A 24,159-nucleotide genomic window follows, 5' to 3' on the forward strand; every position below is an offset into this window, starting at 1 on the left:
GATTTATTTAATTGTTATCAAATTAAAGTTAATGTATAATAGTTATAACTAATTAATAACTATGTTCTATAAACTTATAAAAGTAGGCAATTCAGTCGGAGTCACTTTACCAAGAAAACTACTTGACCTGATGCAGCTTGAGCAGGGTGAAGATGTTATGATCGAACCCAATATGGAAACTCGAACTATAGTCATCAAACCTGTTTCTGTGGCGAAAGAACAGGTGAATAAATCGGTCATTGAAGGGACCGCAAAGTTTATCAAACGCTATCCAAAAGCACTTAAAAACTTGGCTGGAAAATGAAATACTTGAGCGTTCAAGATCTGATCTATATCAACCAAGCTGTGGTGGATGCATCTGGTGGCACTATTGGCGTGCGTGATGTGGGCCTAATAGACTCCGCAGTGAATAGGCCACGCGCCACTTTTGGAGACGATGACTTGTATCCAAGCTTATTTGATAAAGCTGCTGCACTTTTTCATTCAGTAATTTTCAACCATGCTTTCTTAGATGGGAACAAAAGAACGGCCGTTGCTTCAGCTGCCCAACTTTTATACCTCAATGGATTTGAGCTTATCACCAGCGAAAAAGAACTTGAATCTTTTACCATGAAAATCGTTGACGAAAGATTGGGGTTGGATGAAATTGCAAAGTGGCTAGAAAAATATTCTATTGAATGTTAGACCATCAACTTATTTTTTAGTGGTTATTCGAGTGAAAATTTGGACTGAGGACTAATGTAGACAGGAGTATGGCGCTTTGGTTGACATGGCTTACCATATGTAGTATTGTATGCCACTGTAACAGATCAATATGCCTATATCATCAAAAGCTGAAGAGGGCGTCGACTATAAACTAGGGTTTCCTGAAGATTTATCCATTAAAGAGCTCATCCCGTTGGTAGATTCTTGGACAGAGGCTCTTCGTGAGGCATTGGTATCTTTAGGTCACAATCCCTTCACTGGATCACGAGAGCAAAGCCCTGAGTATCCTGATCACTTTGAAGGAAGAACTGTTTTGCCAGATGGTAAAACAATAAGTGCCTATCTTGTGAGCCATTCAAAGTTCCATGATGCTGAACGGGTGGCGCGTGACCGCTTGGAACTCAGTATAACTCCAGCAAGAGAAGACCAGTATGGCATCTTCACTGTTTCGAGGGGTGAAAGGCTTAGATTACATGAGGTTCGAATCCTCTTGGGTAAACCAAGCCGTCCCACTAAATGGATGCCCTCTGTCTTTCTTGGGCTTATAAGGAATCGTAGTGATTATGAGGAGGAAACAGCTTATCTTCAGTATGCTCGTGCGCTAAAACAAATCTTAGATCTGCATTTCCAAAGTTCCCTCGAAAGATCAGAAGGAGCCTCTACAGAAGTGACAACGGCGGACATTACGCTGGGTCTTTTAGAAGCTTCAGAAGTTGGAGTGGGGGAAAAATAAGTAGCCTGAAATTTGGCCACACCAGTCCGTGACTTATTTTTTGGTGGTTATCAAGACAAGCATTTAGTTTTCAAGTGTCAAAATTGATCACCGTAGATGTTAACCAATTTGGATCATAAATATCCTTGACTAAGGCCATGTGTGAATTATCCGCTTGTGACCAAATATCCTCTAAAAAATCTATAAATTTAGTGATGTTTCTTTTGGAAAAGATATTTGTATTAAACTTTTCTTTCTCTGATTTTAATGGCTCACGCCCAAACAAGTTATCATTCTCTTTATCGGTAAAGACTGCGTCACAATAAGGTAAAAAGGTCGATAAAGATTCAGAATCACTTATCATACCTCTGCTTGGATTGTTCCCACCCTCCTTGAGTTTTCTTGCCAAAGATGCAAAATATGTGGCTGAGAGCCTAACACAGGGAACATTCAATATGGTCTTGGAATTAAGGCAATCCATTATTGTTGAAAGGATTTTGTCCTCACCTATCGAATGTGCATTTGCAATTTTGTATAACTTTTCAAATAGGTCTACAGCTGGTGGTTTCGACATTTTTTCTAAGGCCTTACCTTCCATTAATTTTTTTATGTACTTTACATATCGACCGAACCACCTTAACTTTTCTTTACCAAAATCTTGCGCCTCCTCCCACACTAAATCATCAAAACTTTTTTTATCCTCCCTCCACCTATCATAAACATGATCTGTTAAATTTGTGTGTGAATCATCGCGTACTTTTCTCACTGATGACACTCCTTCTTCAGTTAGAGGAAAATCCAAGCGAAAGTCGTCTGTTGCTTTTGCTCTGAAATACCAACAATTTGGATCCATATCAAAACAGTCCTGCTCATTTAGAAATATCGTTGCATCCTGTTCTCCCTTAAGATAATTTTCAAAATGTTTGGCTACTTGTGCATCTTGAACAAGGTTGTGATGCTTAAAAGCAACTTTATTCGCCAGTATTTTTTGAAAAAACTGTAAGTCATTAAATTCTGCTGCCGTTATTGATTCTTCAATATGAATATCTGAATAAGGACAAATAATCAGATTGTATTTAATAAGCTTAAGCAGTTTTTCAAAAACTTGCATCCAATACTTATCTTCCATGGCTTTTTTATGTTTTTTACTTTTTGGATTAGCTACAAACATCAAATTGCTCAAAACAAACTGATCAAGGTATATAATTTTCTTTTTTATTTCGGGTAACTTACTTTGTTCGTGGAACCGACAGTTTGCACACAATCTAATTAAAACACTTATTCGGGTGTCTGGAAGTGGCATGACCGAAAATACGCCATATTTATTACCTTTACATTTTGGGCATAGCTTGAATGGACTCGATAAATGGTCATGAATATCCATATCGCTAGAGTTTTGCGTCACTTTGATAGATTCTTACCAGCAAACTCCCCCAACTTTTCCGTACTTTCTCGAACTATTAAAAATTTAATAGTGGTGGGCCCGGCTGGACTTGAACCAGCGACCAAGAAGTTATGAGCCTCCTGCTCTAACCAACTGAGCTACGGGCCCGTAATGAGGTGAGGAAGAGTTTACTCTTCCGAAAGTGAATGGAGGGCTTTGTAGACCCCGAAGGGTGCTACGGGCCCGACATGTAAAAGGACAAAGCTAAAAGGCGCCCTCAATCTAAAGAAAAGCGTGGATTTTGGCAAACTTATTGTTGGGGCTTAGTCCACACTTGTACTGCTTCCTCTTCTGCTTCGGTTGGGCGCACTTCACAATTGGGAAGCGCTTCGTGAGACCTGTCGACGAGCACAACAAGACTACCAAAACCTTTTTGCTCTGCCCATACTGTCATGTCCTCCGTCTGTCCGTCTAAGCATTGTCCAGGCCGAAGAAATAAGGGCATTCCTCTCCCTTCCGTTCTTGGTTCTTCTGGTTTATCCATCGTTTAGTAAAGAAGTACGCTCACTATACGCCAAACTGTTCGATAAAATCAAATTGATTTCATGCAAGAGGTGCAGGCGTTCATATGGGTGGCTCGATTAGACGGCGGCATTGCTTCATGAGGAAGATCCAGGTATGATTTGGGTCCAGATTTCACCCTATGATGCTCTCGATTAAGGATTTGCACATTTCGGCGGAGGAGAAGGAGATTGTGAAGGGTTTGTCGCTCGATATTCAGGCTGGAGAGATTCATGCGATTATGGGGCCGAATGGGTCCGGAAAGAGCACTTTGTCGGCGTCCTTGATGGGGCATCCAAAGTATAAAATTACAGATGGGACGGTGAAGTTTGGCGGCAAGGATCTGTTGAAAATGGATCCCAGCCAGCGAGCTGCAGCGGGTTTGTTTTTGGCCTTTCAGTATCCCAAGGAAATTCCCGGGGTGAAGATGGTTTCGTTTTTGCGGGCTTCGTACAATGCGGTGCATAAAGCGCGGAATAAAAAATTTGTGGCTATGCCTTTGTACAACTTTAAAAAACTTTTGAAGGAAAAAATGGATTTGGTGGGTTTGAGCAAATCGTTTATGGAACGGAATACCAATGAAGGATTTTCGGGCGGAGAAAAAAAGAAAGCAGAGGTTTTGCAGTTGGCTTTGCTGGAACCCCAATTGGCTATTTTGGATGAGATCGACAGCGGCCTCGACATTGATGCGCTGAAAACCATTTGTGAAGCGATTCGGAGTGTGAAACAGCCGGGACAAAGTTTGCTTTTGGTGACGCACTACGAACGGTTGCTCAAATATTTGAAACCGGATCACATTCACATCATGATGGATGGAAAAATTGTGCTTTCTGGCGGGAAGGAATTGGCGGCACGATTGGAAGAAGAGGGTTATGATTTTGTTCGCAAAATTCTGAGTGAAAAAAATCCCTTAAAGATTTTAAAATGACCGCACTCGACTACCTCGCCGAACTCGACCGCAGCGTCTTTGATGACCACAACAAACAAGGAGACGCGGGGCGGGCACAAAAAGGCCTTTCGGAGGCCCTGGTTCGAAGAATTTCTGCGGATAAAAAAGAGCCGGAGTGGATGCTGAAGCACCGTTTGAACAGTTTGAAAAAATGGCATGAGCTGGCCTTGCCTTCGTTTGGCGTGGACCTTTCTCCGATTGATTTTGAAGACATCATTTACTACGCATCGCCAGGAGAAATGAAGGGCTACGCGAGCAAGTGGGAGGATGTGCCGGAAGACATCAAACGCACTTTTGAACGACTCGGAATTCCGGAGGCGGAACGCAAAGTTTTGGCGGGAACGGGGGCTCAATACGACAGCGTGAATGCGTATCACAAGCTCAAAGAAGAATGGGAAAGCAAGGGCGTTCTTTTTGAAGACATGGACATCGCGCTGCAAAAATATCCGGAGCTGGTGAAACAGTATTTTATGAAATTGGTGCCTTCGCACGATCACAAATTTGCGGCGCTGCATGGGGCCGTGTGGAGTGGTGGAACCTTTTTGTTTATTCCAAAGGGCGTGAAGGTGACGGCGCCGCTGCAGGCGTATTTTCGCATGAATGCCAAGAGCATGGGGCAATTTGAACACACTTTGATTATTATTGAAGAGGGCGCGGAAGGTCACTATATAGAGGGGTGCAGTGCCCCAAAGTACGGCTCCACTTCCCTGCACGCGGGCTGTGTGGAAATTTTTGTGAAGGCGGGAGCGAAATTCCGTTACTCCAGCGTGGAGAATTGGTCTCAGGATACTTACAATTTGAACACCAAACGCGCGGTGGTGGATGAGGACGCGACCATGGAATGGGTGGGTGGAAATTTGGGCAGCGGCCGCACCATGCTTTACCCTTGCTCCATTTTGCGCGGCCGCGGGTCCCATGCGGATCACTTGGGCGTTGCGTTTGCGAATGCCGGACAGGTACAGGATACCGGCGCAAAAGTGATTCACTTGGCGCCCGACACCAGCTCCACCGTTTTGAGTAAAAGCATTTGCAAGGGTGGAGGGCGCAATGTCTACCGTGGGCTTTTGCAGGTAAATAAAGGTGCAACTGGAGCGAAATCTCAAGTGCGCTGTGACAGTTTAATTTTGGATTCGCTTTCCGTGAGTGACACCTATCCCATCATGCGGATCAATGAGGATGATGTGTCTATTGGGCATGAAGCGAGCACTGGAAAAATCAGCGAAGACCAGCTCTTTTATTTACAAAGCCGCGGGTTGAGTGAAGATGAAGCCCTAGCCATGATTGTGAATGGTTTTATCGACCCCATCGTGAAAGAACTTCCGCTGGAATACGCGGTGGAAATGAATCGTTTGATTGAAATGGAAATGGAAAAAGCTATTGGATAACACTCGACGAAGTCGAGCTTAATAAAAACATGAAATTCACTTCTAAACAATTCGTCCTCAAAAATGGGGAGAAGCTGTCCATCCGTGAAGGAAAAAAATCCGATGCATCTGATTTAATTAAATACTTGAATCAAGTGGCTGGAGAAAGTGATTTTTTAACTTTTACCGAAGGGGAATTTAAGATGACAAAAAAGGGGGAGGAAGCCTTCGTAGAAGAAGCACATAAAGCTGATAACGAAATTTTCCTCGTCGCGGAAATTGGCAAAGAAATCGTCGGAGTCTTGAATGTGAATGCTAATTCCAAAAAAAGAATGAAGCACATCGGCACTTTTGGAGTCTCACTTAAAAAAGCTCATTGGGGTAAAGGGATTGGGGCTCTTTTTATTCAAACTATGTTGGACTGGGCGAAATCTAACGGAGTGACGCGAAAAATGAATCTTAGTGTAATGGCCAACAATAAACGTGCCATGAAGTTGTACAAAAAGTTTGGCTTTAAAAAAGAGGGTCTCCTCAAGCGAGATGCTTTGATCAATGGTAAATTCTACGATGCTTATTTGATGGGACTTTTAATAGACTAGATGAAAAAAACTCTCAAAAATCAGGATGTCTATACTCTGCCAGAAGCGGATTCCGTTTCATTGGTGATTGAAGAGGGTGCAGAGGTGTGGGTGGAATGTGACCGGGCACAGATGGATCAAAAAGTTGCTATTCATTTAAAGTCCGGCGCGCATTTGCGATGGATGAGCGCTTATGCCGGGAAATCCGAGAAGACTTTTACCCTGGAGGAAGGTGCCCAGCTCGATTACTTCCACCATATCCTTGGTGAAAGTGAGGAAAGTACTACGATTTTTTTGGATGGGGATGAAAGTAGCGTGAGCAGTCAAACGCTTTTCTTTGGCAAAAATACGGACAAGCAAAATCTACGCGTGGACCACATCCACAAGGGTAAAAATACACGATCCTTGATGATTTCACGAGGGGCGGTGAAGGACAGTGCTTTTGGCCATTTTTATGGGAATATTAAAATGTTGCCGGGCTGCAGTGGGGCTGATGCTTCGCTGCAAGAACACAATTTATTGCTGAGCAAGGGAAGTAAAATTGAAGCAGTGCCCGGCCTGGAGATTGCGCACAATGAAGTGCAAGCTGCACATTCCGCCACGCTCGAAAAAATTGATGAAGAAAAACTTTTCTATTTGCAAAGTCGTGGACTCCAAGCGCAAGAAGGTTTAGAACTTTTGGTGGAAGGATTTTTTTGGGATGCTCTGCAAAAATGTCCCAACTTGGCCTTTTCTCAGAGAATTTTTAAAAACATTCTTCAATGCCTCTCCAAATAAAAGACCGCTTCCCCATCTTTCAAAATCATCCGGATTTGGTGTATTTGGACAGTGCTTCCACCACGCAACGCCTGGATGATTCTTTGCTCGCGGAACAAGAATATTATTTGGATTTTAATGCCAATGTGCACCGCGGGCTCTACCCCATGGCGGAGATGGCCACGGAGCGCTACGAAGCCGTGCGCACCGTTGCACGAAGATTCTTGAATGCGGGCAAGGATGGCGAAATACTTTTCACACGAGGCACTACGGAGGGTCTTAATATTGTGGCGCAGTGCTGGGGACGCAAGTTTTTGAAAAAAGGAGATGAAGTGGTGCTGAGTGTTTTGGAACACCATTCCAACTTGGTGCCTTGGCAAATGATTGCGAAAGAAGTCGGAGCTGTTTTGAAATTTTGCCCCATTCTGAGCACGGGGAATTTGGATTACAAAGCCCTTGAAAAATTGATTGGGAAGCGCACCAAAATGGTGAGCATCACCGGGCTTTCCAATACTCTTGGAACGGTTATTGACCTTTCCATTGTGAGTCGATTGGCCAAAAAAGTTGGTGCAAAATTATGCATCGATGCAGCTCAACTTGCCGCGCACTTCCCCATTGATGTGCAAGACATTGATGCCGACTTCTTGGCTTTTTCAAGCCATAAAATTTACGGACCCACCGGAGCCGGCGTGCTCTACGCCAAACGAGAGCTTTTGGAGGCCATGGACCCTTGGCTTGGCGGCGGAGATATGATTCGTGAAGTGCATGAAGAATTTTCGACTTGGAACGATTTACCCTGGAAGTTTGAGGCCGGCACTCCGAACATTGCGCAGGTGCTGGGCATGGGTGCCGCCATGCAGTTCTTAATGGAACTTGGAAAAAATACTCTCATGAAACACGACCGTGAGATGCAAGAATACACCTTTAAAAAACTCAATGAACTCCCCTTTATTACGGTCTATGGCCCCAAGGCTTTCGACCAGCATCGCGGCTCTATTTCTTTCACCATGCACGGAGTCCATCCTCACGATATTGCGGCCATTTTGGGTGAAGAAGGTATTTGCGTCCGGGCCGGTCACCACTGCACCATGCCGCTCATGAAAGCGCTCTGCCTTGTTTCCACCGTGCGGGTGAGCTTTGGAATCTATAATACGAAAGAAGATGTGGAGGCCTTAGCGAAGGGTCTTAAAAAAGTAGCGGAGGTTTTTAAACTATAGCTGTGGCTCATATCTCAGTTCTTTTGGTGTTTGTTTTTTTAAGTTTTTGTCTAAAGTCCAAAGCGGTGATTCCGTTTGTATGGCTGTAAACAAAATGGTCGAGTCCACCAGGCCCAAGCCCTGTGCAATCCACTTCTTCTTACTGGACTCCTCCGCCGCCTTTAAGAGTAGCTCTGTGATCTCCGGCTTGTTGAGGTTATCGTAATAGGCTCTGATCATTTTGACCTCCCCACCACTCAGGGCTCCCTGCATCAACTCGGCAAAAATGATGTCTAGCGTGAGCACTTCATTGTGGTGCAGCAAATACAGTAAATATTTGTAGCAAGGCTCTTTCCCTTTCAAAAATTCAATCCAGACTGAGGTGTCTACCAAAATCATGTGACCCTGCGGTTTAGTGTACGAACGGCTTCCGCATTGAATCCCTTCTTAAATTTGAGTGGTTTTTTTGCGAGGATTTGATTGAGCTCTTTGATTTTCTCCAGCTTTGCCCACTCAGACAAGGCGATGATCAAAGATTCTGTTAAGTTTTCTCCTTTTGAAAAAACTCTGACATCGGTGAGCAGTGCATCCGGAATGAGAGCGGTAACTTTCATGCTTCTATTATACGATAGCTCATCGTATGACGCAACTGATTGTTTCCGCGTAGCGAAAATTTTCTCACTCTAATCCCTCAAAAATCCCGGTCTCTAGGTTTTTCCTTACTTTGTTGTGTGGCCAGACTCGACCATTCATCGTGACATAAATGCCAGGAGGCAAGGCCTGAACAAAGGCCAGAGCGCAACCCATATTGAACTCGGCATCGGAGTTTCGAAATTCGTAAGGAATCATGGAGCCTGTAAAAACGACTGTTTTATCCTGCACTTGACCCTCCAAAAAAGTGGCTGTTTTTACCATTCGATCGGTTCCGTGTGTCACCACAATATGTTTTTCCGGTGCGGCCTTTACCCGTTCGCAAATCTTTAGATGATGTTCATCCGTCATGTCCAAACTATCCATTAGAAAAATCATTTCAATTTCAACGGGTAGCATGGAACGCCCCACACTCAAGATCTCCGGAAGATGTGATTCCTCAAACACCAGGGTTTGAGGAATTTCATTGTATTTCTTCTCGAAGGTTCCTCCGGCGCACAGAATTCGAATAGGATGATGCATGAGCTCATTCTACTCACTATTTTTGATGGGACCAGATCTTTTTTTCGTGCTAAAGTGGCAGCCATGGACCTCTATGCAGAACAAATTGTTGATCTGGCAAAGAATCCGCTCAACCGCGGGGAAATGCCCGCAGCCACACTCACCGGTAGCGGGGTGAACACCACTTGTGGAGACCATCTCCGCATTTACTTGCTTGTGAAGGATGGAAAAATTGCGCAGGCGCAATGGGAAGGAGAAGGCTGTGCCATCAGCATTGCGGCAGCCAGTGTGCTCACCGAAGAGATCAAGGGAAAGACCACGAAGAACGCTAAAAACCTTGAAAAAGAAGATTTGTATGAATGGCTTGGCATCGATCAACTGGGGCCGGCACGGGTCAAATGCGTCACACTTTCACTGGAAACTTTACTCACTGCTCTTAAATAAAGATGAAAAGCACCTTCCAAGATTATTTTCGAGCTTTGATTGGAGAGACGGAGGCTGAACAATTTTTTTGTACAATAGAGAGTGGCCTGACGGCCCCTCGGAGCATACGGGTCAACACCTTGAAGATTGAGAAAGAGCAGCTTGCCGCCTGGTTCAAAAGCCAGGGTTACACGGTAAAAAACAGCCCTTATTCCAGTGACGGACTGGAACTCACCGGGAGTGGGAAAGAATGGGCGCTCAAACTCCCCTACCACGCGGGCTTCACTTATCCGCAAGACAGTGCCTCCATGTTTGCCGTGGAAATTTTAAATCCTCAACCGGGTGAATTTGTTTTGGATCTCACGGCCGCACCCGGAGGAAAAAGCACGCACATGGCGCAGCGCATGCAGAATACCGGCGTTCTGGTGGCCAACGATATGGACACGCATCGCCTCAAAGCACTGCGCTCCAATTTGAGCCGTCTGGGCATTATGAATGCCTACATATCCAGACTCCCCGCCTCTAAACTTGCCGGGCTCTACCCGGAACTCTTCGACCGCATTCTTTTGGACCCCTCCTGCAGCGGCGAAGGGCTTTTTGTGACCAAGGAAGGCCAACCGGATTATTGGAATAAAAAAGCGCTTAAACATTTTGCGGGACTCCAATTTGGACTTTTGAAACAAGCTTTTTTGATGCTCAAGCCGGGCGGCCGATTGGTGTATTCCACCTGTGCGCTCAATGCCGTGGAAAATGATGGAGTGCTGAAAGACTTTTTGGATAAAAATCCAGAGGCCGCCCTCGATGAGTCCGCCCTGCAAGAGCTGAAAAAAAAGAAGATTAAAATCCCCAAGCAAGTGGGAGATTTACAGGGCATTCGTTTTTGGCCGCAGCAAACGGGGACCAAGGGTTTCTTTTGCGTGGTGCTCACCAAAACCGTTTCTCAAAACTTGGCTCCTTCACAAGCGCATTCCGGCCTTCGTGTGCTTAAAAAAGACGAACGAAAACTTTATGATGATTTCCTTAAAAACCACTTTGGAATCCCCCCTTTGAATGCGGAATGGGTTCCTTACGAACATCACCTTTTCTTGGTCTGCAAAGATCTGCTGCGCGTTCCCCCTCCCCCCGGCTTCTCCCTCTCGCTGCCCGCGCTTAAAACTTATGAAAATGAGGAGATGAAACCCAGCCATGAAGGCGCTGTTTTCCTGACCGGACTTGCACGGAAAAACATTGTGGAACTCAGCAAAGAAGACATGGAAAAAGCCATGAAGCATGAGCCCCTCATCCTTCCCAAAACCAAAGAAGGTGTGTACTTTGCAAAACATTTGGACTTCCCCATCGGACTCCTCAAAGTGGGCTCACAGCGAACGGAGCTCTTGGTGCCTAAGATGGCCTAGAGGCTTTGGCCTAATTCCAAGACTCCCTTTCCATTGCATTGCGAGCGGCGGCCTGTTCGGCTTCTTGTTTGGATTGACCGCTGCCTTCTCCGGCCAGTTTTTTTCCAAAGTAGATGCCCATCACAAATTTTTTGTCGTGATCGGGACCGTCTTCGTTTAAAAGTTCGTAAGTGGGAGTGAGATTGAATTTGTCCTGCGCCAGCTCTTGCACCCTGGATTTTGCGTCCACATTCAAACCCTTGGCGATGATTTCATCGAGCATCACCACAATGCGATCCAAAATAAACTGATTGGCCACCTCAAAGCCTTGATCCAAAAAGATTGCGCCGATGAGTGCTTCACAAGTATTGGCCAAAATATATTCCTTCTCGCGGCCTCCTGAGAGGTCTTCCCCACGGCTGAGCAGTAAGAATTGCCCAAGCCCAAGGCTCTTGGAAACTTTGGCGAGGTTTTTTCCCTTCACCAACGCACTGCGCCAACTGGTGAGCTGACCCTCTGGCTGATCCGGGTATTTGTGGTACAAAAATTGAGTCACCGAAAGCTCCAAAACGGCATCGCCCAAAAACTCCAGCCGTTCGTTGTATTCCTTTTCTTCCGTGTGTTCGTTGATGAAGGACTTGTGGACAAAGGCCAAAGTGAGCAGATCTTTATCTTTAAATTCCACTCCAATCGTTTGCTCCAGTTCGGAGTGTTTTTTAATGCTTGTTGTCTTCATGTATTGAGCTTAATACACCATTGATAAATTTTGAAGAGCTTTCTGTACCAAATTCCTTGGCCAGTTCAATCGCTTCATTGATGGCCACCAAATTGGGGATTTCCTCATCAAAGAGCAATTCACAGGCTCCGACCTCTAAAACGGCTCGATCTATGGGTGCAATTTTCTCCCAAGGCCACTCCGGAGCGTAGGTTTTAATGGTTTCCATGAGTTCTTCGCGATGAGCCATGACTTTTTCGAGCAATTGGAGGGCAAAACTCTGATCTTCCATTCCATGCCCGCCGTTCACCAGGTTATACGACAAAACAGCCTGCGCATCGCCCCCTCGAAACTCCCAGGCAAACACCGTTTGCATGACTAGAGCTCTGAGAATATGGCGTTTTGAGGCCATGCTGAAAACATTAAAGAACGGATTAAACTAGGCTTTAACCTTGGTGATTTTTGCTTCCTGAGCAGCCTTCTTGTTGCTCACAGAATTTCCTCGGTAAGTTTCACAAGCCGTGCATGCCTTGTGTGCCACTCTTGCAGCTCCACATGCCTCACATTTTGTCATTTGAGCCATCCGTCCAAGCTTGATGCGCGTCAGATTTTCGAATGTGTGGTAGCGACGACCCGAACGGGTTGTAGACTGCTTCTTTTTTGGAACTGCATGTTTTGCCATGGGCGCATTTTATAGGATTTTGATGGAAATGCAAGAGATTTAGGTGCTTCCTTTAAGAGAGCATGTCCTTTAATCCCGCTAAGGCCTTGATGGTTTTCTCTTCTTCGGGCTTGGACTCTTCAAATTTTGCGCAGAGTTTCTTGCAGCGGGGGATGGCTTGTAAGTTCAAGAGAAGGTCCTGACGAACAGGTTCCATGGGGTCCAATTCCAAACGGTGACTGTCCAAAAGAAGGGTTTCGTCTTCATCATCGTCTTCGTGGGGTTTTTCTTCATAAAAAAGCCATTCCGAAGGAGTGAACTCCAGGGGAATTTTAAGGGGTTTGGCGCATCTGGAGCAAAGGGTGCTCTGCGTTGCCTCTATTTTTTCGATCATCATCATCACTCCCTCTTCCATTCGCATGAACTGCCCCTCCACTATTATGTCACTCTTGATCTCCGGAATATTAAAATCTTCAGCCTTGAACTCCAAATGAAAGGGCTCCCTGGCCCCGGTAACGGCTCTGTAAATTTGTGCAATTTTAATCACGACGAAGGGCGCCGGTGAGGCGCAGTATGAAAATAAAGAGGTTGAATATGTCTAAATATAAAGCAATGGCGGCCTGTACCGCGCCTTCATCGGGCATGGTTTTGAGCCTTTGAATGTCCACCAAGGCGTAGAGTGAAAAAATCAGCACTCCCGCACCCGAATAGACCATTTCCATGGTGTTGCCCCAGGGTAAAAAGATACCCAGCACCCCGGTGAGAATCATTCCAATGAGGGCCACAAAGAGAAAGCCCGTGAGACCTTGAAAAGAACGGTTGCTGGTCAAGCCGACCACGGCCAGTGCCGCAAAAGTAAGCGTGGTGGTGAAGAGCGAACGGTAAATGATGTCGAAACCGCCAAATTCTGCGGCAAAACTTGCCAAAAGGGGCACAACGGTGATTCCACTGGAGAGGGTGAACAATGAGAAAAGCACGAAGTTGAGCGGTTTTTTGGTGCTCCACCAGCGAGAGGTGAGAATAAGTCCCAATTCCAAGATGAAAAGTCCAAACATCAAGGAGGGATTTTTGGCGAAGATGGGCAAAAGGGTATGAAATCCCAAATATACTCCTGCGCCGGTGGCCAGAATCGAGAGACCGAACCACGCCATCACTTTATTGAAGAAGTCGCTGGACCGAGTTTGAGTGGCGATGCCTTCCAATGGACTCATTTGATTGAAGTTTAAGGGCCATCATTTTAACAAGCCTCATGGGCTTTTACAAGAAAGGGATTGATTTGCAGCGTGACACCAGATTGGTTAGACTAGCGCCATGTTTGGTTTAAAAAACAATTTGGGGCCCAAACGAGAACGCATCTTCACCGTCTTGGACATCGGCACGGAATTTGTGAAAGTGCTGGTGTGTATGGCTCAAGGGAAAGAGGTGGAAGTGCTGGGCAAAGGCGTTCGCCGACAAAGCAGTGGAGAAATGGAGCAAGGGGCCATCACGGACATCGCGGGAGTGGTGGATCGTTGCCACGAAGCCATGCGGGATGCCGAGCGAATGGCCGGCTGTGCCCCGCAGAGCTTGATTATGGGTATTGCGGGCGAACTGATTAAAGGAGAAACCTCCATGGTGACTTATAAACGAAAGGACCCCGGCGGCAAGGTGCAGCAAGAAGAACTGAAAAACATCATTCACAAGGTTCAGTGGAAGGCCTTTGAACGGGTGCGCGGAGATTTGGCCTATGAAACCGGCTTCAATGAGATTGATGTGAAGCTTGTGCATGCGGCGATTGTGGACACGCGTATTGATGGATATAAGGTTTCGAACCCCATCGGGTTTCAAGGCAGAGAAGTGACCATGAGTGTTTTTAATGCCTTCTCCCCTTTGATGCATTATGGGGCTCTGCAAACCATCAGCGCGGAATTGGACAAAGAACTTTTGGCCATTATGGCCGAACCGTACGCGGTGGGTAGACTCTTGGGCGGTACGGAACTCCAAGGCTACAGCGGTATTTTTATTGATGTCGGTGGAGGTACCACGGACCTGGCGATCACCGTGGATGGCAGCGTGATTGGGACTAAAATGTTCAATCTTGGGGGACGATCCTTCACCAAAAGGCTGGCTCAAGCTTTAAATGTTTCTCATGACGAAGCGGAAGAGGTTAAAATTGCGTTTTCCAACAATCAACTCGAGCATCAATCCCAAACCATTGTGGCCAAGGCGCTGGCTTCCGACACAGAAATTTGGCTCTCCGGTGTTTATTTTAGTCTTCAAGAATTCTCCGAGCTGGATTCCCTCCCCCCTACGCTTTATCTTTGTGGAGGGGGTTCTTTGCTTCCGCTCCTCAAAGAGGGCCTCGAGACCTCCGACTGGTATAAAAATTTGAAGTTTCCACGAAAGCCCCAAGTGAAGTATCTTCTTCCTAAGAACATTTCGCACATTAAAGACCAAACCAAACAACTGGACTCCCCCGCCGACATTACGCCCATGGCGCTGGCTTCCATCGGAATGGAAATCATGAGTGAAGAAAAACTGCTCACCAAAATGCTCCAGAAAGTTGTTCGCCTTATGCAAGTCTAATTCTCCACACTATGTCTGAAAACATTAAAAAAATTTCCAAAAAGAAAATCCTCTTTGTCCAAATCGATGAGGAGATCACTTCCCTTTTTCAACGCGTTGAAAAACTCCCTTATAAAGAAGTTTATCTGGTGGTCCCCAAACGCGCGGTTTTGCTGCAAAGCATTGTGAACCTCAAAATCCTTAAACAAAGGTTGGCTGAGATGGGAAAAGAAGTGGCGGTGATCACCAATGATCTGAATGGGATGAAATTGGCTCACCAGGCGGAAATCAAAGTTTTTGACCACTGGAATATCGATGAAGCGGCGAATAATACGGATAAAAAAGATGAGAAAGACCCTCAGTCCGCGCTGCTCAAGCCCATCGCTGCCGCACAAAATGAAGTGGAAGATGAACTCCCTTCGCGGCTTCCCAAAAAGAAATCCTCCATCTTTGAAGTGGTTCGGAATTTGAAGAATAAGGATAAGGGCTTCTCTCTTCGTTCGTATCTTGCGGACCTTAAAAAGAATCGATTGGGGGCACGGCCTCTCAATTTGTATCTCACCCCCGGGAAACGCCGCTTGGTTTTTGGGCTTTTGGGCTCGAGTCTCTTGGTTTTCTTTTTGATTGCCTACATCGCCCTCCCCGGGGCCACGGTTTTGATTGAACCCGCCTCCAATGTGATCAGCAAGGCGGTGAATATTGTGTTGGAGCCCAATCCTTCGGATCCGCGCAGTCTCCAAGCGTACACGGTGGAAACTGAAGTGGAATACACCCTCACGCATCCTGCAACAGGTCTCATCACGGATGAAAGCAGCAATGCCTCCGGAAATCTCACCATCCTCAATACCAGTTCCATTGAACGCCCGCTCGTGAAGGAGACTCGCTTCCAAACGGAAGATGGCATCGTATTTAGGCTTCAGGCGGAAGTCATTGTCCCGGCGGCGAGCAGTGCCGGACCGGGAAGTTTGGTGGCCTTTGTGGTTGCAGACCCCTTGGATGCCAATGGCGTGGCGGTTGGGGAACGGGGCAATATCCCCGCAAGTAAATTCTTTTTACCCGGACTTAAAGAAGACAGCCGTGATGAAGTGTATGCAGAAAGTTACGATGCCATGACGGGGGGACAAACGGTTTCCCGCGTGCAAATCACCGAGAATGATTTGATCGCCGCTCAAGCTCAAATCGAAAAGGATTTGAATGAAAAGGCGGTGGCGGCTTTGCGAAAAGAGGTGCTTGCGGAGTCCAATGCTCAAGGCCTGCAACTTAAACTGTTGGAAACTTCCGACGCGCTGAATTACGGGCCTGTGCTGGCTTCTTTGCCTTATGCCTTGGTGGGCCAGGAACAGGATTCTTTTGAGGTAACGGGCACCATGACTATTTCAGGCGTTGCTTACCGACAGGATGAACTTTTTAGTATTTTAAGAGCTGAAATTGTGAGTGCTAAAACACCGGGGAAACGCCTGGTTTCGGTGGATGAAGATTCCATCAGTCTACAGGTTTTGGAACTTAACGAGAGCGCAGGAAGCTTTAAAATCACGGCTCAAATTCAAGGGATTGAGCAGTATGAAATTGATCCTGACCTTGAAGGAGGCAATCAATTGGCTGAAAAAATAAAGGAACACATTGCCGGACGATCGATTGAAGAAGCCAAGGCCTACATTCAAAACTTGCCTGAAGTGAACAGTGTGGAGATCAGCGTCTGGCCGGTGTGGTCCCCCACCATTTCGAGTCTGCCGGAGAATATTAAAATTAAATCTCTTTCCGAAGAAGAGGGAATTGAGTAAACTCTTTGCAAAGCCTTCGGGTTCACTTTATGGCAAAAATTGCTTCTCAAACTCAAGATTTTCCACAGTGGTATATTGATGTTGTGGATCATGCCGAGCTCGCTCAGCACAGCCGAGTGAAGGGCTGCATGGTGATTAAACCTTATGGCTATGCCATTTGGGAACTCATCCAAGGCGAGCTGGATCGCCGTATTAAAGAAGCGGGCGTGCAAAATGCTTATTTCCCGCTCTTCATCCCTCAAAGTTTATTGACTCGAGAAAAGGACCATGTGGAGGGTTTTGCGCCGGAATGTGCCGTGGTGACTCATGGTGGAGGTCAAGAATTGGCTGAACCTTTGGTGGTTCGCCCAACTTCGGAAACCATTATGTACGATACTTTTTCCGGGTGGATTCAGAGTTACCGTGATCTCCCTTTGCTCATCAACCAGTGGGCCAATGTGGTGCGCTGGGAAATGCGCACGCGGCCTTTTTTGAGGACGACGGAATTTTTGTGGCAAGAGGGTCACACTGTGCACGCCACAAAAGCAGAGGCGGAAGCCGAGGTGGCGCGAGCGCTTAAAATGTATGAAGATTTTGATCGTGATTTTTTGGCACTCCCCGTTTTGACCGGTACCAAATCGCCCAAAGAAACTTTTGCGGGCGCAGATTACACCCGAACCACCGAGGCTTTGGCCAAGGATGGAAAAGTGATTCAAGCCGGAACTTCGCATTTGCTTGGACAAACTTTTGCCAAGGCTTTCGACATTAAATTCCAGGATGAAAAGGGCGAAATGCAGTATGGATGGCAAACTTCTTGGGGGCTCTCCACTCGTATTATTGGAACCCTTATTGTGTGTCACGGAGATGAAAAAGGTCTGGTGCTCCCTCCAAGAGTTGCTCCGTACCAGGTGGTTATTGTTCCTATTTGGAAGAATGAAGAAGAACAGGCAAAGGTACTTGAAGTGGTGCAAAAATTGAGCGGCGAGCTCAAGGGCCTTGGCGTGAGAGTGCGCAGCGATGTGCGAGACACCGTGAGTCCCGGATTCAAATTCAACGAATGGGAACTCAAAGGGGTGCCGCTCAGAGTTGAAATTGGGCCTCGGGATGTGGCGGAAGGAAAGGCTGTTTTGGCACGACGGGATGATGGTGAAAAATCTTCGATGGATTTGGCTGGTTTGGCAGCCGCGATACCGGCTATCTTGGAAAATATTCAAGGCGAGATGCTCAAGCGAGCGCAGGAACATTTGGCTAGCAATATCCGCGAGGCGGAGAGCATAGAAGAAATGGTGAAGCTATTGGATGAGCAGGGCGGCTTTGTAAAAGCCGCCTGGGCCGGAACGGAAGAGGATGAGAAAAAGATTCAAGAAAAAACCAAGGCCACCATCCGCGTTGTTTCTGAGGAGAAGTGGCCCGAACCCCGCGACTGCATCTTCACCGGAAAAAAGACGGACACAATGGTGTACTTTGCACGAGCGTACTAAAGCCCCAACTGTTTTCGGATTTCATCTGCTTTGCCTTGATCTTCCTGCCCTTTTGCTTCCGCTTTGATGGCGATTTCGATGTCTTTCCAGTCGGCGGCGTGCTCTTCTTCCAACTTTTTGAGCTGAGTGCCGTGCTTGGGGGACAATTCGATGAACTTGGTTCGTTCTTCTTCAAAGATTCGTATCAATTCATCCACCTGCTCTTGTCTTAATTTTGGAATGGAATCGACGATTTTCTTCTTTTCATCTTTCGTCAGTGAGATGGATCCGGCCAAAAGATTGAGGAATCGATCTTCGTCGAATTTGAGGCTGTGCGTAGGCAGTTTTACCGTGGTGGTGAACGATTTCATGCGTTCCCCAAATAAATAATTGGGGTCGGAAGGGGGTTGTGCACCCGCTCCTGCCGCACCTGCGTTGTCTCCATAAGGATTTCCCATCCCTGCCATGGGGGCCATTGGGGCCATCGGTGGCGGAGGGGGCATTGGCGCCTGGTACACCGGGGTTGCCGGAGCCATGGGTGGCGTTGGAGCTTGGTATACTGGAGCAACCGGGGCCACTGGCGCTGCCGGAGTCACTGGAACTGGTGGTGGCGTTACCGGGCTTGGGGGTACCGAGCTTGGGGGTACCGGAGTAGCCGGGTTCACCCCACCTGCAAATCCTCCTCCTTGAGAAGGGTCGAATGCAAATCCTCCCATATATGCTCCGCCTTGTGTTTGGTTGTCGTCTGCCATGTTCGTTTATGTTGTCTTTAACAGTTTACCTTATTTTAGGCTCTTTGGGAATATAAAAAAGAGGGCCCCCTCCACGCCATGAAGAGCCCTCTCCAACCATAAGTAACCTGTTGCTTAGTTGACTGTATGTCAAATAAGTGTCAATTATATACAATTATCCGGAGCTTGTCTAGTCTTTTTATTTTCGATATGCTTTTGGCATGAAAAACACCTGGTATTCCTTCCTCCCGCTCCTTGTGGTTACCGTGCTCGCGCTCAGTTTGGGCGCTTTGGAAGCCAACAAGAGACCGGAGTATTTTTCCGACTCTTCTTTGGAAACTTTAAAGTCTTTGAACGCGGAACACCAAATGGTGGCCACGGACCTTTTGACCACAGAAAAGTCTGAACTGGTGAGCGAGCTTTTGCAGGCTAATGCTTTCCTGGATGCTCATCCTCCCGTGGACGCTCGCGGCTTGGTGGTGAGCCTGAAAGATGGCAATGGTCTGCTGCTGCTTCAACCTGTGGAATCCCTGCAAGACGCGGAGCTTCAAGTGCTTGGAGACACCTATCAATTGGCCATCCCTGAGTTTGAAGAAGTGGAATTGGATCAAGATTTGGAACTATTCAGCCCCTTGTACAATTGGGACTTTCCTTTTAGCTCCACTCCAAAAGAGCAAGCCCTCCCCCCGGAAGATTCCGTGGATTTGGCGGAAGAGACCGTTCAAGTGGCCGTGATCGATAGCGGGGTGGACGGAAGTCATGAAATTTTTGCGGGAGTGACGGTGGCGGAGGGGTGGAACACCCTTTTGGACAATACCGATGCTTACGATGATGTTGGCCATGGCACTCATGTGGCCGGAATCATTGCCACTGCTGCACCCGGCGTTGAAATTGTCCCTTATAAAATTGTGGACAGTAATGGCGGTCGACTCTCCAATGTGCTGGAAGCCATGGCGCGCGCGCTTGCGGATGAGGTTGAAATTATGAACACCAGTTTTGGTCTTGCATCCCCCTCTTTCTCCTTAGAAACCATGTTGGAGCAGGCGTACAATCAAGGGGTCATTGTGGTTTCTGCTGCGGGAAACAATTCGGCGGAAACGGGTTTTTACCCTGCAGAATATGAGCACAGCATTTCTGTGGCCAGTGTGGATTCGCAGGGAGTGAAATTGCCACGGTCCAATTATGGAAGCTGGGTGGACCTTGCCGCTTACGGCTACCATGTGCGCAGCGCTCTGCCCGATGGACAATATGGGTACAAGACCGGTACTTCCCAGGCCGCGCCTGTTGTGAGTGCCGCGGTGGCTCGCCTCCTCATGAGCCCACACACCGAAGAAGAGCTCACCTTTGAGGCCATTCTCAGCGCCCTTCAAAACTCCTCCGGCTCCACCATTGCGGAGGGAGAACTTGCGGGCATCCCCATCGTTGAGTAGAATGGGCCCGCGGTCCGAAAGGATCGCTTTACGGAGGGCGGTTAGCTCAGCTGGTTAGAGCGCCACATTGACATTGTGGAGGTCGGTGGTTCGAGTCCACTATCGCCCACCATTTCTCACTTTCGGCACATTCCAGTATGGCATTGAAGGTTCAGTCAGCTTGAGCAAGTTTCTCAAATAGCCTCATAAGCGCTGAATGGATCAATTTGCCATTTCTGTCGTCGCCATTAGTCTGAAGAACTTGCTGTGATGGATCGTCGGGGAAGAGGCGTGCCTGGAGTTCACGGATGCTCGTTATGAATTTTTGAATTTTTGGGATAAGATCCAACGGCACTTTCGTTAATTGAGGCACTGGATCCTCAAAACTGGCATAATACCGAAGGAGTTGAAGTAAAACCTTATAAGGTACACAGAAAATACCTTGTTGAACATCTATCGTGTCAGGTTCAGTGCCGTAGCCATATGTTTTAGGTCTGTCATAGGTTTTGGCGACCCAATTCTCATAGAAATCGTTTCTATTTACCGGTTTTTCTACTAAGGAGCTTATTGCTTTATGAGTAGCTTCTTTCAGTCCTTGCTCTATTAAATCTTGATCAGGCTTTGCCCCTGATTCGATTGAAGCTTTTTTATAAGATGCTATACCCGAGGAAATTCTGTCTGGATGATCAAATCCGCCAGTTCTAAGGGCTGATTCAAAATGTGTTTTTTCGCGGATTGCAGTGATTTTAATAGTGTCCCCAAGCTTATCGATGATTGCTTGTGCAAGCGAAGCAGCATTTTCACTTACTTTTTCGCATAGTGTTTTGAAAGATGGGCCATCAGTAGGGAATGGTTCTCGTAGATGTAAAAGGAAGTTTAGAGGCAGAGACTCCAATTCCCCTTTTATTCTTGTGAGTAGGCGCTCTCCACTTTGGCGAAAAGCCTCCCTCGTAACAGGTGAATTCGCGACCTTTCCTGCATTTGCGGGAGACGCACCATTCCTAATAAGTTTTACTTCCAAAGTTTCCAGCCAATTTCCACGTGGAGTTGTTTCTCTTATGCTTGAATATCCCAAGATATGATCTAGAACAGAATCTAGTTTTCTGGGGTCAGTCCCTTCATATTGATTGAGATCGGCCAGTGCCCAATCTATAAGTCCGTTTTCGTCTGCTTGATCCACATTCATATTTATATTATAACATATTTATGTGGAGAATCAATATTTTAGATGAATCGAGAGAAATTTACTTATTTCATTTTTAATAGTTCTAGAATCATCCTTTTAGCCCACCAATTCACCTAAAGATTTTCGTATTTTAGCTTAGTCCTCAATTCCCAACTCATTGCAGCGATCAGTCAGTAGACTTACATAGCTTATTTTTTCCTTTAGTTGAGTGTCCATGGTGGACCAGCGGGCTAATTCGGTGCGCCCAAGGTTTTCGGCATCCATGGTGTCAAGAAAAACCCTTTCTCCATCGAGGAGTGCGAGAAGACTATAAGCACGGGGACAGCAGTTTGGATCCATGGAAACTTTGCTCAAGGCATCGTATTCATAAGGGACAGCGTTGAATACTTCTTGTTCAATTCGGCACCACAGATCTTCGCCTATTTTTATTTCATTCTCAAAAATTTGAGGGGCTATAGCACCCTCATCCAATTCCTCCTCTCCGCCCGTATCCTCATTCTCCCCCTTGCTTTCTCCAAGGCTATCCTTTGCAAGATCATGAATATTGGCAATGAGCGTTGCCACGGTCCCATCGTAGGGGATCTCTCCCGTAAGGGCTTCTTCTACTTCTACCCTAACTTCAGGTCCATAAGCATCAAAAACCTCTCTTAGTGGGATTTGTTCATTAATAGGTCCGGCGGGCGCATTTACCCTTCCCCCACCGGGAATATCGACCAACTCCACCATCCCGTTCTCTTGATCGTGGCACAACATCTCCGGAGTTTTCGCGCGGCATGCCCCAAGGGTACCCGCAAGTGCAAGAGCCTTTAAAAAAGGTGGAGTTTCCATAAAAGGAGTATTAAGCAAACAATCTCTTTCCCCAGCTGGTGATGCTGGAGAGGGCGGCTTTGGCTTTTCCAAAGAATGAAGGTTTTGGTTCTGGTGCCGGCATTGCTTTTGCGACTTCAGCGGCGGCGTTCATGGCGTCGCCTTGCTTAAAGAATTCTTCTTCGGCGGCGGTGAATGGGGCCACGAATTGCGGTGTAGGTGCATCCTGATCGCTGGTGAGGCCCATTTCTTCTGGTGTGCTTAAGCTTCCAAATCGTGGGCCTTTTTGAAAGGAATGGAGTTCGTGGAGATTGATGGGGGCTTTGGTGCCTTGAGCATCCGGAGCATCGTAGAGATCCGCTGGACCCACTTGATCCGCAGGATAGTCGAAATGAGCCGGGCTGGGCGGGGGGTTTTGCTTGAGGTCTGCTACTTTTTCTTGAATTTTTTCTTGCGGCACGGAGGCCGCGCGATTTTGTGCTTTTTCTGCATCTGCAGAAATTCGTGGGTCTTGTATTGAAGCTATATTTTCTGCGAGTAAACGGGCCGTGCCATCTGCAATATTTGGGTCGTCAACCAGGTGAGCCAAGGCTTCCGAGATGGTGTCTACAGATGCCGGTGCTTTTTCTAGACTATCCAATACATCTTGGTAGCCTCCCCATGTTTCCAGTTTATTGAGCACCAAGGGGTAGGCATCCTCCTGCCACTCCCCTTGCAAAACTTGCCAAGAATCACCTGAATAGAGGCTGGCATTGAGTTCGTTTGTGGCGCTTGCCTCCACTGAGGCTTTTTGATGAGGGGTGAGGGTGCTGTCTTGAGCAACTTGAGTGGAAACTCTTTCCCAGAGGGTTTGTGCGGCTGGGCTAGCGGTTGCTGGGGCGGGTGCTGCTTCCGGAGCTGGTGTGGAGGAGGAGGCGTGTGCGGTGACGGTGGCGGGTGCGGCTTCCGGAGCTGGAGCTTTTTCTTTTGATGCAAGGAAAACTGAAAGAATCGCACCAAGCACTGCCAAGTTGGGGGCCCACCTTCTTACTCTGCTGTTACTTGAAAGGCGAGTGGGTTCTTCTTGAACATTGGCGGGAAGGTCTAACTCTGATAATGTTTTCTCAAACTCTTCTACTACCGATAGGCTCCCCGAGGGAGAGCTGGCTTGAATTTTCCTCCTTTCGGAAAAATCTGGATCTAATGCTTTAATTTCTTCAACAAGATAGTCCTTTTGAGCCTGGAGCCTTGCAAAGACAGGAGGTAGAATTGGCGGGAAGGCTTCTTCCTCTTCCTTCTCCGCTATGCTTACAATTAAATCAGAAAGTTTTCTCATTAAATCTCCGAGGACATCTACGGAGACTACTTCTCCATTCTTTCCTCTCGTGGGCTGTCCTCCATCTAAAACAGTAACCCCTTCCCTAATTCTGCTCAAGACTGCTTCTGCCTCGGCTGCTCCTGCCTCGTCTCCTTGGGCACTTCCTGTTGTAGGGTGGTGAAATCCTACCCTCACAATTGGACTGGATAAGTCTGTTACATGGTCACTTATGTCCTCCTCTTGAGATCCAAAGGGAATAATGTCTCCCGTATCTTCTTCTGGGCTGAGTCTCCCGTCTGAAATTATTGTTTGCTCCCCTGCAGATAATTCTCTGTTCGCTCGATCAAAGAGACTATCCAGTCTGCTTGGTTTTGTGCTTGGTCCCATAATGACGGGGGTGATTTAGCGCCTGTTATTCTTCATCATTTCTATAAAA

General features: G+C 47.0%; 26 protein-coding genes, 2 tRNA genes and 1 pseudogene. 15 read left to right on the top strand and 14 right to left on the bottom strand.

Going from position 1 to position 24,159, the window contains the following annotated elements; genetic code table 25:
* Positions 1-61: 61 nt before the first annotated feature.
* From WC777_00240 to WC777_00250, 3 genes are all read left to right on the top strand, one after another.
* On the top strand, positions 62-394 hold the full coding sequence (locus WC777_00240) for an AbrB/MazE/SpoVT family DNA-binding domain-containing protein (protein MFA6023639.1): 333 nt from the start codon (positions 62-64) through the stop codon (positions 392-394).
* Positions 346-684: a type II toxin-antitoxin system death-on-curing family toxin gene (locus tag WC777_00245; GenBank protein ID MFA6023640.1), complete on the top strand. Its 339-nt coding sequence runs from the start codon at positions 346-348 to the stop codon at positions 682-684. Before WC777_00240 ends, WC777_00245 begins: the two co-directional genes overlap by 49 nt.
* A gap of 130 nt (positions 685-814) precedes the next feature.
* On the top strand, positions 815-1,438 hold the full coding sequence (locus WC777_00250; GenBank protein ID MFA6023641.1) for a hypothetical protein: 624 nt from the start codon (positions 815-817) through the stop codon (positions 1,436-1,438).
* Here the strand turns inward: WC777_00250 and WC777_00255 are convergent.
* From WC777_00255 to WC777_00265, 3 genes are all read right to left on the bottom strand, one after another.
* Positions 1,389-2,801, bottom strand: coding sequence for a hypothetical protein (locus tag WC777_00255; protein MFA6023642.1), 1,413 nt, complete (start codon positions 2,799-2,801; stop codon positions 1,389-1,391). The two genes, WC777_00250 and WC777_00255, sit on opposite strands and share 50 nt — an antisense overlap.
* A gap of 91 nt (positions 2,802-2,892) precedes the next feature.
* Positions 2,893-2,969 (bottom strand) — tRNA-Ile (locus tag WC777_00260).
* A gap of 142 nt (positions 2,970-3,111) precedes the next feature.
* Positions 3,112-3,345: a hypothetical protein gene (locus WC777_00265; GenBank protein ID MFA6023643.1), complete on the bottom strand. Its 234-nt coding sequence runs from the start codon at positions 3,343-3,345 to the stop codon at positions 3,112-3,114.
* A 162-nt stretch (positions 3,346-3,507) separates the two neighbouring features.
* Between WC777_00265 and sufC the strand changes: the two are divergent.
* The 5 genes and pseudogenes from sufC to WC777_00290 all read left to right on the top strand — a co-directional run bounded on the left by sufC (position 3,508) and on the right by WC777_00290 (position 8,226).
* Positions 3,508-4,245: pseudogene (gene sufC, locus WC777_00270) on the top strand (Fe-S cluster assembly ATPase SufC).
* 41 nt (positions 4,246-4,286) lie between these two features.
* On the top strand, positions 4,287-5,696 hold the full coding sequence (sufB, locus tag WC777_00275; protein ID MFA6023644.1) for a Fe-S cluster assembly protein SufB: 1,410 nt from the start codon (positions 4,287-4,289) through the stop codon (positions 5,694-5,696).
* 29 nt (positions 5,697-5,725) lie between these two features.
* Positions 5,726-6,274, top strand: a complete 549-nt coding sequence (locus WC777_00280; protein ID MFA6023645.1) for a GNAT family protein — start codon at positions 5,726-5,728, stop codon at positions 6,272-6,274.
* A complete protein-coding gene (locus WC777_00285) occupies positions 6,275-7,030 on the top strand; it encodes a SufD family Fe-S cluster assembly protein (protein MFA6023646.1) in 756 nt (251 codons plus the stop codon).
* Positions 7,015-8,226: a SufS family cysteine desulfurase gene (locus WC777_00290; protein MFA6023647.1), complete on the top strand. Its 1,212-nt coding sequence runs from the start codon at positions 7,015-7,017 to the stop codon at positions 8,224-8,226. The genes WC777_00285 and WC777_00290 overlap by 16 nt, the downstream gene beginning before the upstream one ends.
* On the opposite strand, the gene WC777_00295 is transcribed toward WC777_00290, so the two are convergent.
* Genes WC777_00295 through WC777_00305 form a run of 3 tightly spaced genes read right to left on the bottom strand, consistent with a single transcriptional unit; the run spans position 8,221 to position 9,378 of the window.
* Positions 8,221-8,604 carry a PIN domain-containing protein gene (locus tag WC777_00295; GenBank protein ID MFA6023648.1) on the bottom strand — a complete coding sequence of 128 codons (384 nt, stop codon included), beginning with the start codon at positions 8,602-8,604 and terminating at the stop codon, positions 8,221-8,223. The two genes, WC777_00290 and WC777_00295, sit on opposite strands and share 6 nt — an antisense overlap.
* Complete coding sequence (locus WC777_00300) at positions 8,592-8,819, bottom strand: DUF2191 domain-containing protein (protein MFA6023649.1); 228 nt, start codon at positions 8,817-8,819, stop codon at positions 8,592-8,594. Before WC777_00300 ends, WC777_00295 begins: the two co-directional genes overlap by 13 nt.
* Positions 8,820-8,826: 7 nt before the next feature.
* Positions 8,827-9,378, bottom strand: coding sequence for an asparaginase domain-containing protein (locus tag WC777_00305; protein MFA6023650.1), 552 nt, complete (start codon positions 9,376-9,378; stop codon positions 8,827-8,829).
* A gap of 63 nt (positions 9,379-9,441) precedes the next feature.
* Between WC777_00305 and WC777_00310 the strand changes: the two genes are divergently transcribed.
* Together WC777_00310 and WC777_00315 are read left to right on the top strand one after the other, a co-directional pair.
* Entirely contained in the window at positions 9,442-9,801 is a 360-nt protein-coding gene (locus tag WC777_00310; protein ID MFA6023651.1) for an iron-sulfur cluster assembly scaffold protein, read from the top strand.
* A 2-nt stretch (positions 9,802-9,803) separates the two neighbouring features.
* Complete coding sequence (locus WC777_00315; protein MFA6023652.1) at positions 9,804-11,174, top strand: hypothetical protein; 1,371 nt, start codon at positions 9,804-9,806, stop codon at positions 11,172-11,174.
* 10 nt (positions 11,175-11,184) lie between these two features.
* Here WC777_00315 and rnc read toward each other — a convergent pair whose 3' ends face one another.
* The 5 genes from rnc to WC777_00340 all read right to left on the bottom strand — a co-directional run bounded on the left by rnc (position 11,185) and on the right by WC777_00340 (position 13,740).
* Positions 11,185-11,889, bottom strand: coding sequence for a ribonuclease III (gene rnc, locus WC777_00320; GenBank protein ID MFA6023653.1), 705 nt, complete (start codon positions 11,887-11,889; stop codon positions 11,185-11,187).
* The gene (nusB, locus tag WC777_00325) at positions 11,870-12,244 is read right to left on the bottom strand and encodes a transcription antitermination factor NusB (GenBank protein ID MFA6023654.1); all 375 of its coding nucleotides are present in this window, start codon (positions 12,242-12,244) and stop codon (positions 11,870-11,872) included. The genes rnc and nusB overlap by 20 nt, the downstream gene beginning before the upstream one ends.
* A 63-nt stretch (positions 12,245-12,307) precedes the next feature.
* Entirely contained in the window at positions 12,308-12,550 is a 243-nt protein-coding gene (gene rpmF / locus WC777_00330) for a 50S ribosomal protein L32 (protein MFA6023655.1), read from the bottom strand.
* Positions 12,551-12,602: 52 nt separating this feature from the next.
* A complete protein-coding gene (locus tag WC777_00335) occupies positions 12,603-13,076 on the bottom strand; it encodes a YceD family protein (GenBank protein ID MFA6023656.1) in 474 nt (157 codons plus the stop codon).
* Complete coding sequence (locus WC777_00340; GenBank protein ID MFA6023657.1) at positions 13,069-13,740, bottom strand: Bax inhibitor-1/YccA family protein; 672 nt, start codon at positions 13,738-13,740, stop codon at positions 13,069-13,071. The genes WC777_00335 and WC777_00340 overlap by 8 nt, the downstream gene beginning before the upstream one ends.
* Before the next feature lie 100 nt (positions 13,741-13,840).
* Here WC777_00340 and WC777_00345 point away from each other — a divergent pair, with 100 nt between their 5' ends.
* From WC777_00345 to proS, 3 genes are read left to right on the top strand one after another with little or no spacing between them, the layout of a single operon-like run.
* On the top strand, positions 13,841-15,094 hold the full coding sequence (locus WC777_00345; protein MFA6023658.1) for a cell division FtsA domain-containing protein: 1,254 nt from the start codon (positions 13,841-13,843) through the stop codon (positions 15,092-15,094).
* An 11-nt stretch (positions 15,095-15,105) separates the two neighbouring features.
* A complete protein-coding gene (locus WC777_00350; GenBank protein ID MFA6023659.1) occupies positions 15,106-16,854 on the top strand; it encodes a hypothetical protein in 1,749 nt (582 codons plus the stop codon).
* 29 nt (positions 16,855-16,883) lie between these two features.
* The gene (gene proS, locus WC777_00355) at positions 16,884-18,314 is read left to right on the top strand and encodes a proline--tRNA ligase (GenBank protein ID MFA6023660.1); all 1,431 of its coding nucleotides are present in this window, start codon (positions 16,884-16,886) and stop codon (positions 18,312-18,314) included.
* Here proS and WC777_00360 read toward each other — a convergent pair.
* Positions 18,311-19,045 (bottom strand): hypothetical protein, encoded by a 735-nt coding sequence (locus WC777_00360; protein MFA6023661.1) that lies wholly within the window; start codon positions 19,043-19,045, stop codon positions 18,311-18,313. The two genes, proS and WC777_00360, sit on opposite strands and share 4 nt — an antisense overlap.
* Before the next feature lie 200 nt (positions 19,046-19,245).
* Between WC777_00360 and WC777_00365 the strand changes: the two genes are divergently transcribed.
* Both WC777_00365 and WC777_00370 read left to right on the top strand, forming a co-directional pair.
* The gene (locus tag WC777_00365; GenBank protein MFA6023662.1) at positions 19,246-20,454 is read left to right on the top strand and encodes a S8 family serine peptidase; all 1,209 of its coding nucleotides are present in this window, start codon (positions 19,246-19,248) and stop codon (positions 20,452-20,454) included.
* Positions 20,455-20,489: 35 nt separating this feature from the next.
* A tRNA-Val gene (locus WC777_00370) sits at positions 20,490-20,566 on the top strand.
* 1,188 nt (positions 20,567-21,754) lie between these two features.
* Here WC777_00370 and WC777_00375 read toward each other — a convergent pair.
* Together WC777_00375 and WC777_00380 are read right to left on the bottom strand one after the other, a co-directional pair.
* Positions 21,755-22,447, bottom strand: coding sequence for a hypothetical protein (locus tag WC777_00375; protein MFA6023663.1), 693 nt, complete (start codon positions 22,445-22,447; stop codon positions 21,755-21,757).
* A gap of 10 nt (positions 22,448-22,457) precedes the next feature.
* Positions 22,458-24,110: a hypothetical protein gene (locus WC777_00380; GenBank protein MFA6023664.1), complete on the bottom strand. Its 1,653-nt coding sequence runs from the start codon at positions 24,108-24,110 to the stop codon at positions 22,458-22,460.
* Between the last annotated feature and the right edge of the window lie 49 nt (positions 24,111-24,159).

It is taken from the genome of Candidatus Gracilibacteria bacterium, from assembly GCA_041661045.1.
Lineage (GTDB): Bacteria > Patescibacteriota > Gracilibacteria > UBA1369 > 2-02-FULL-48-14 > 2-02-FULL-48-14.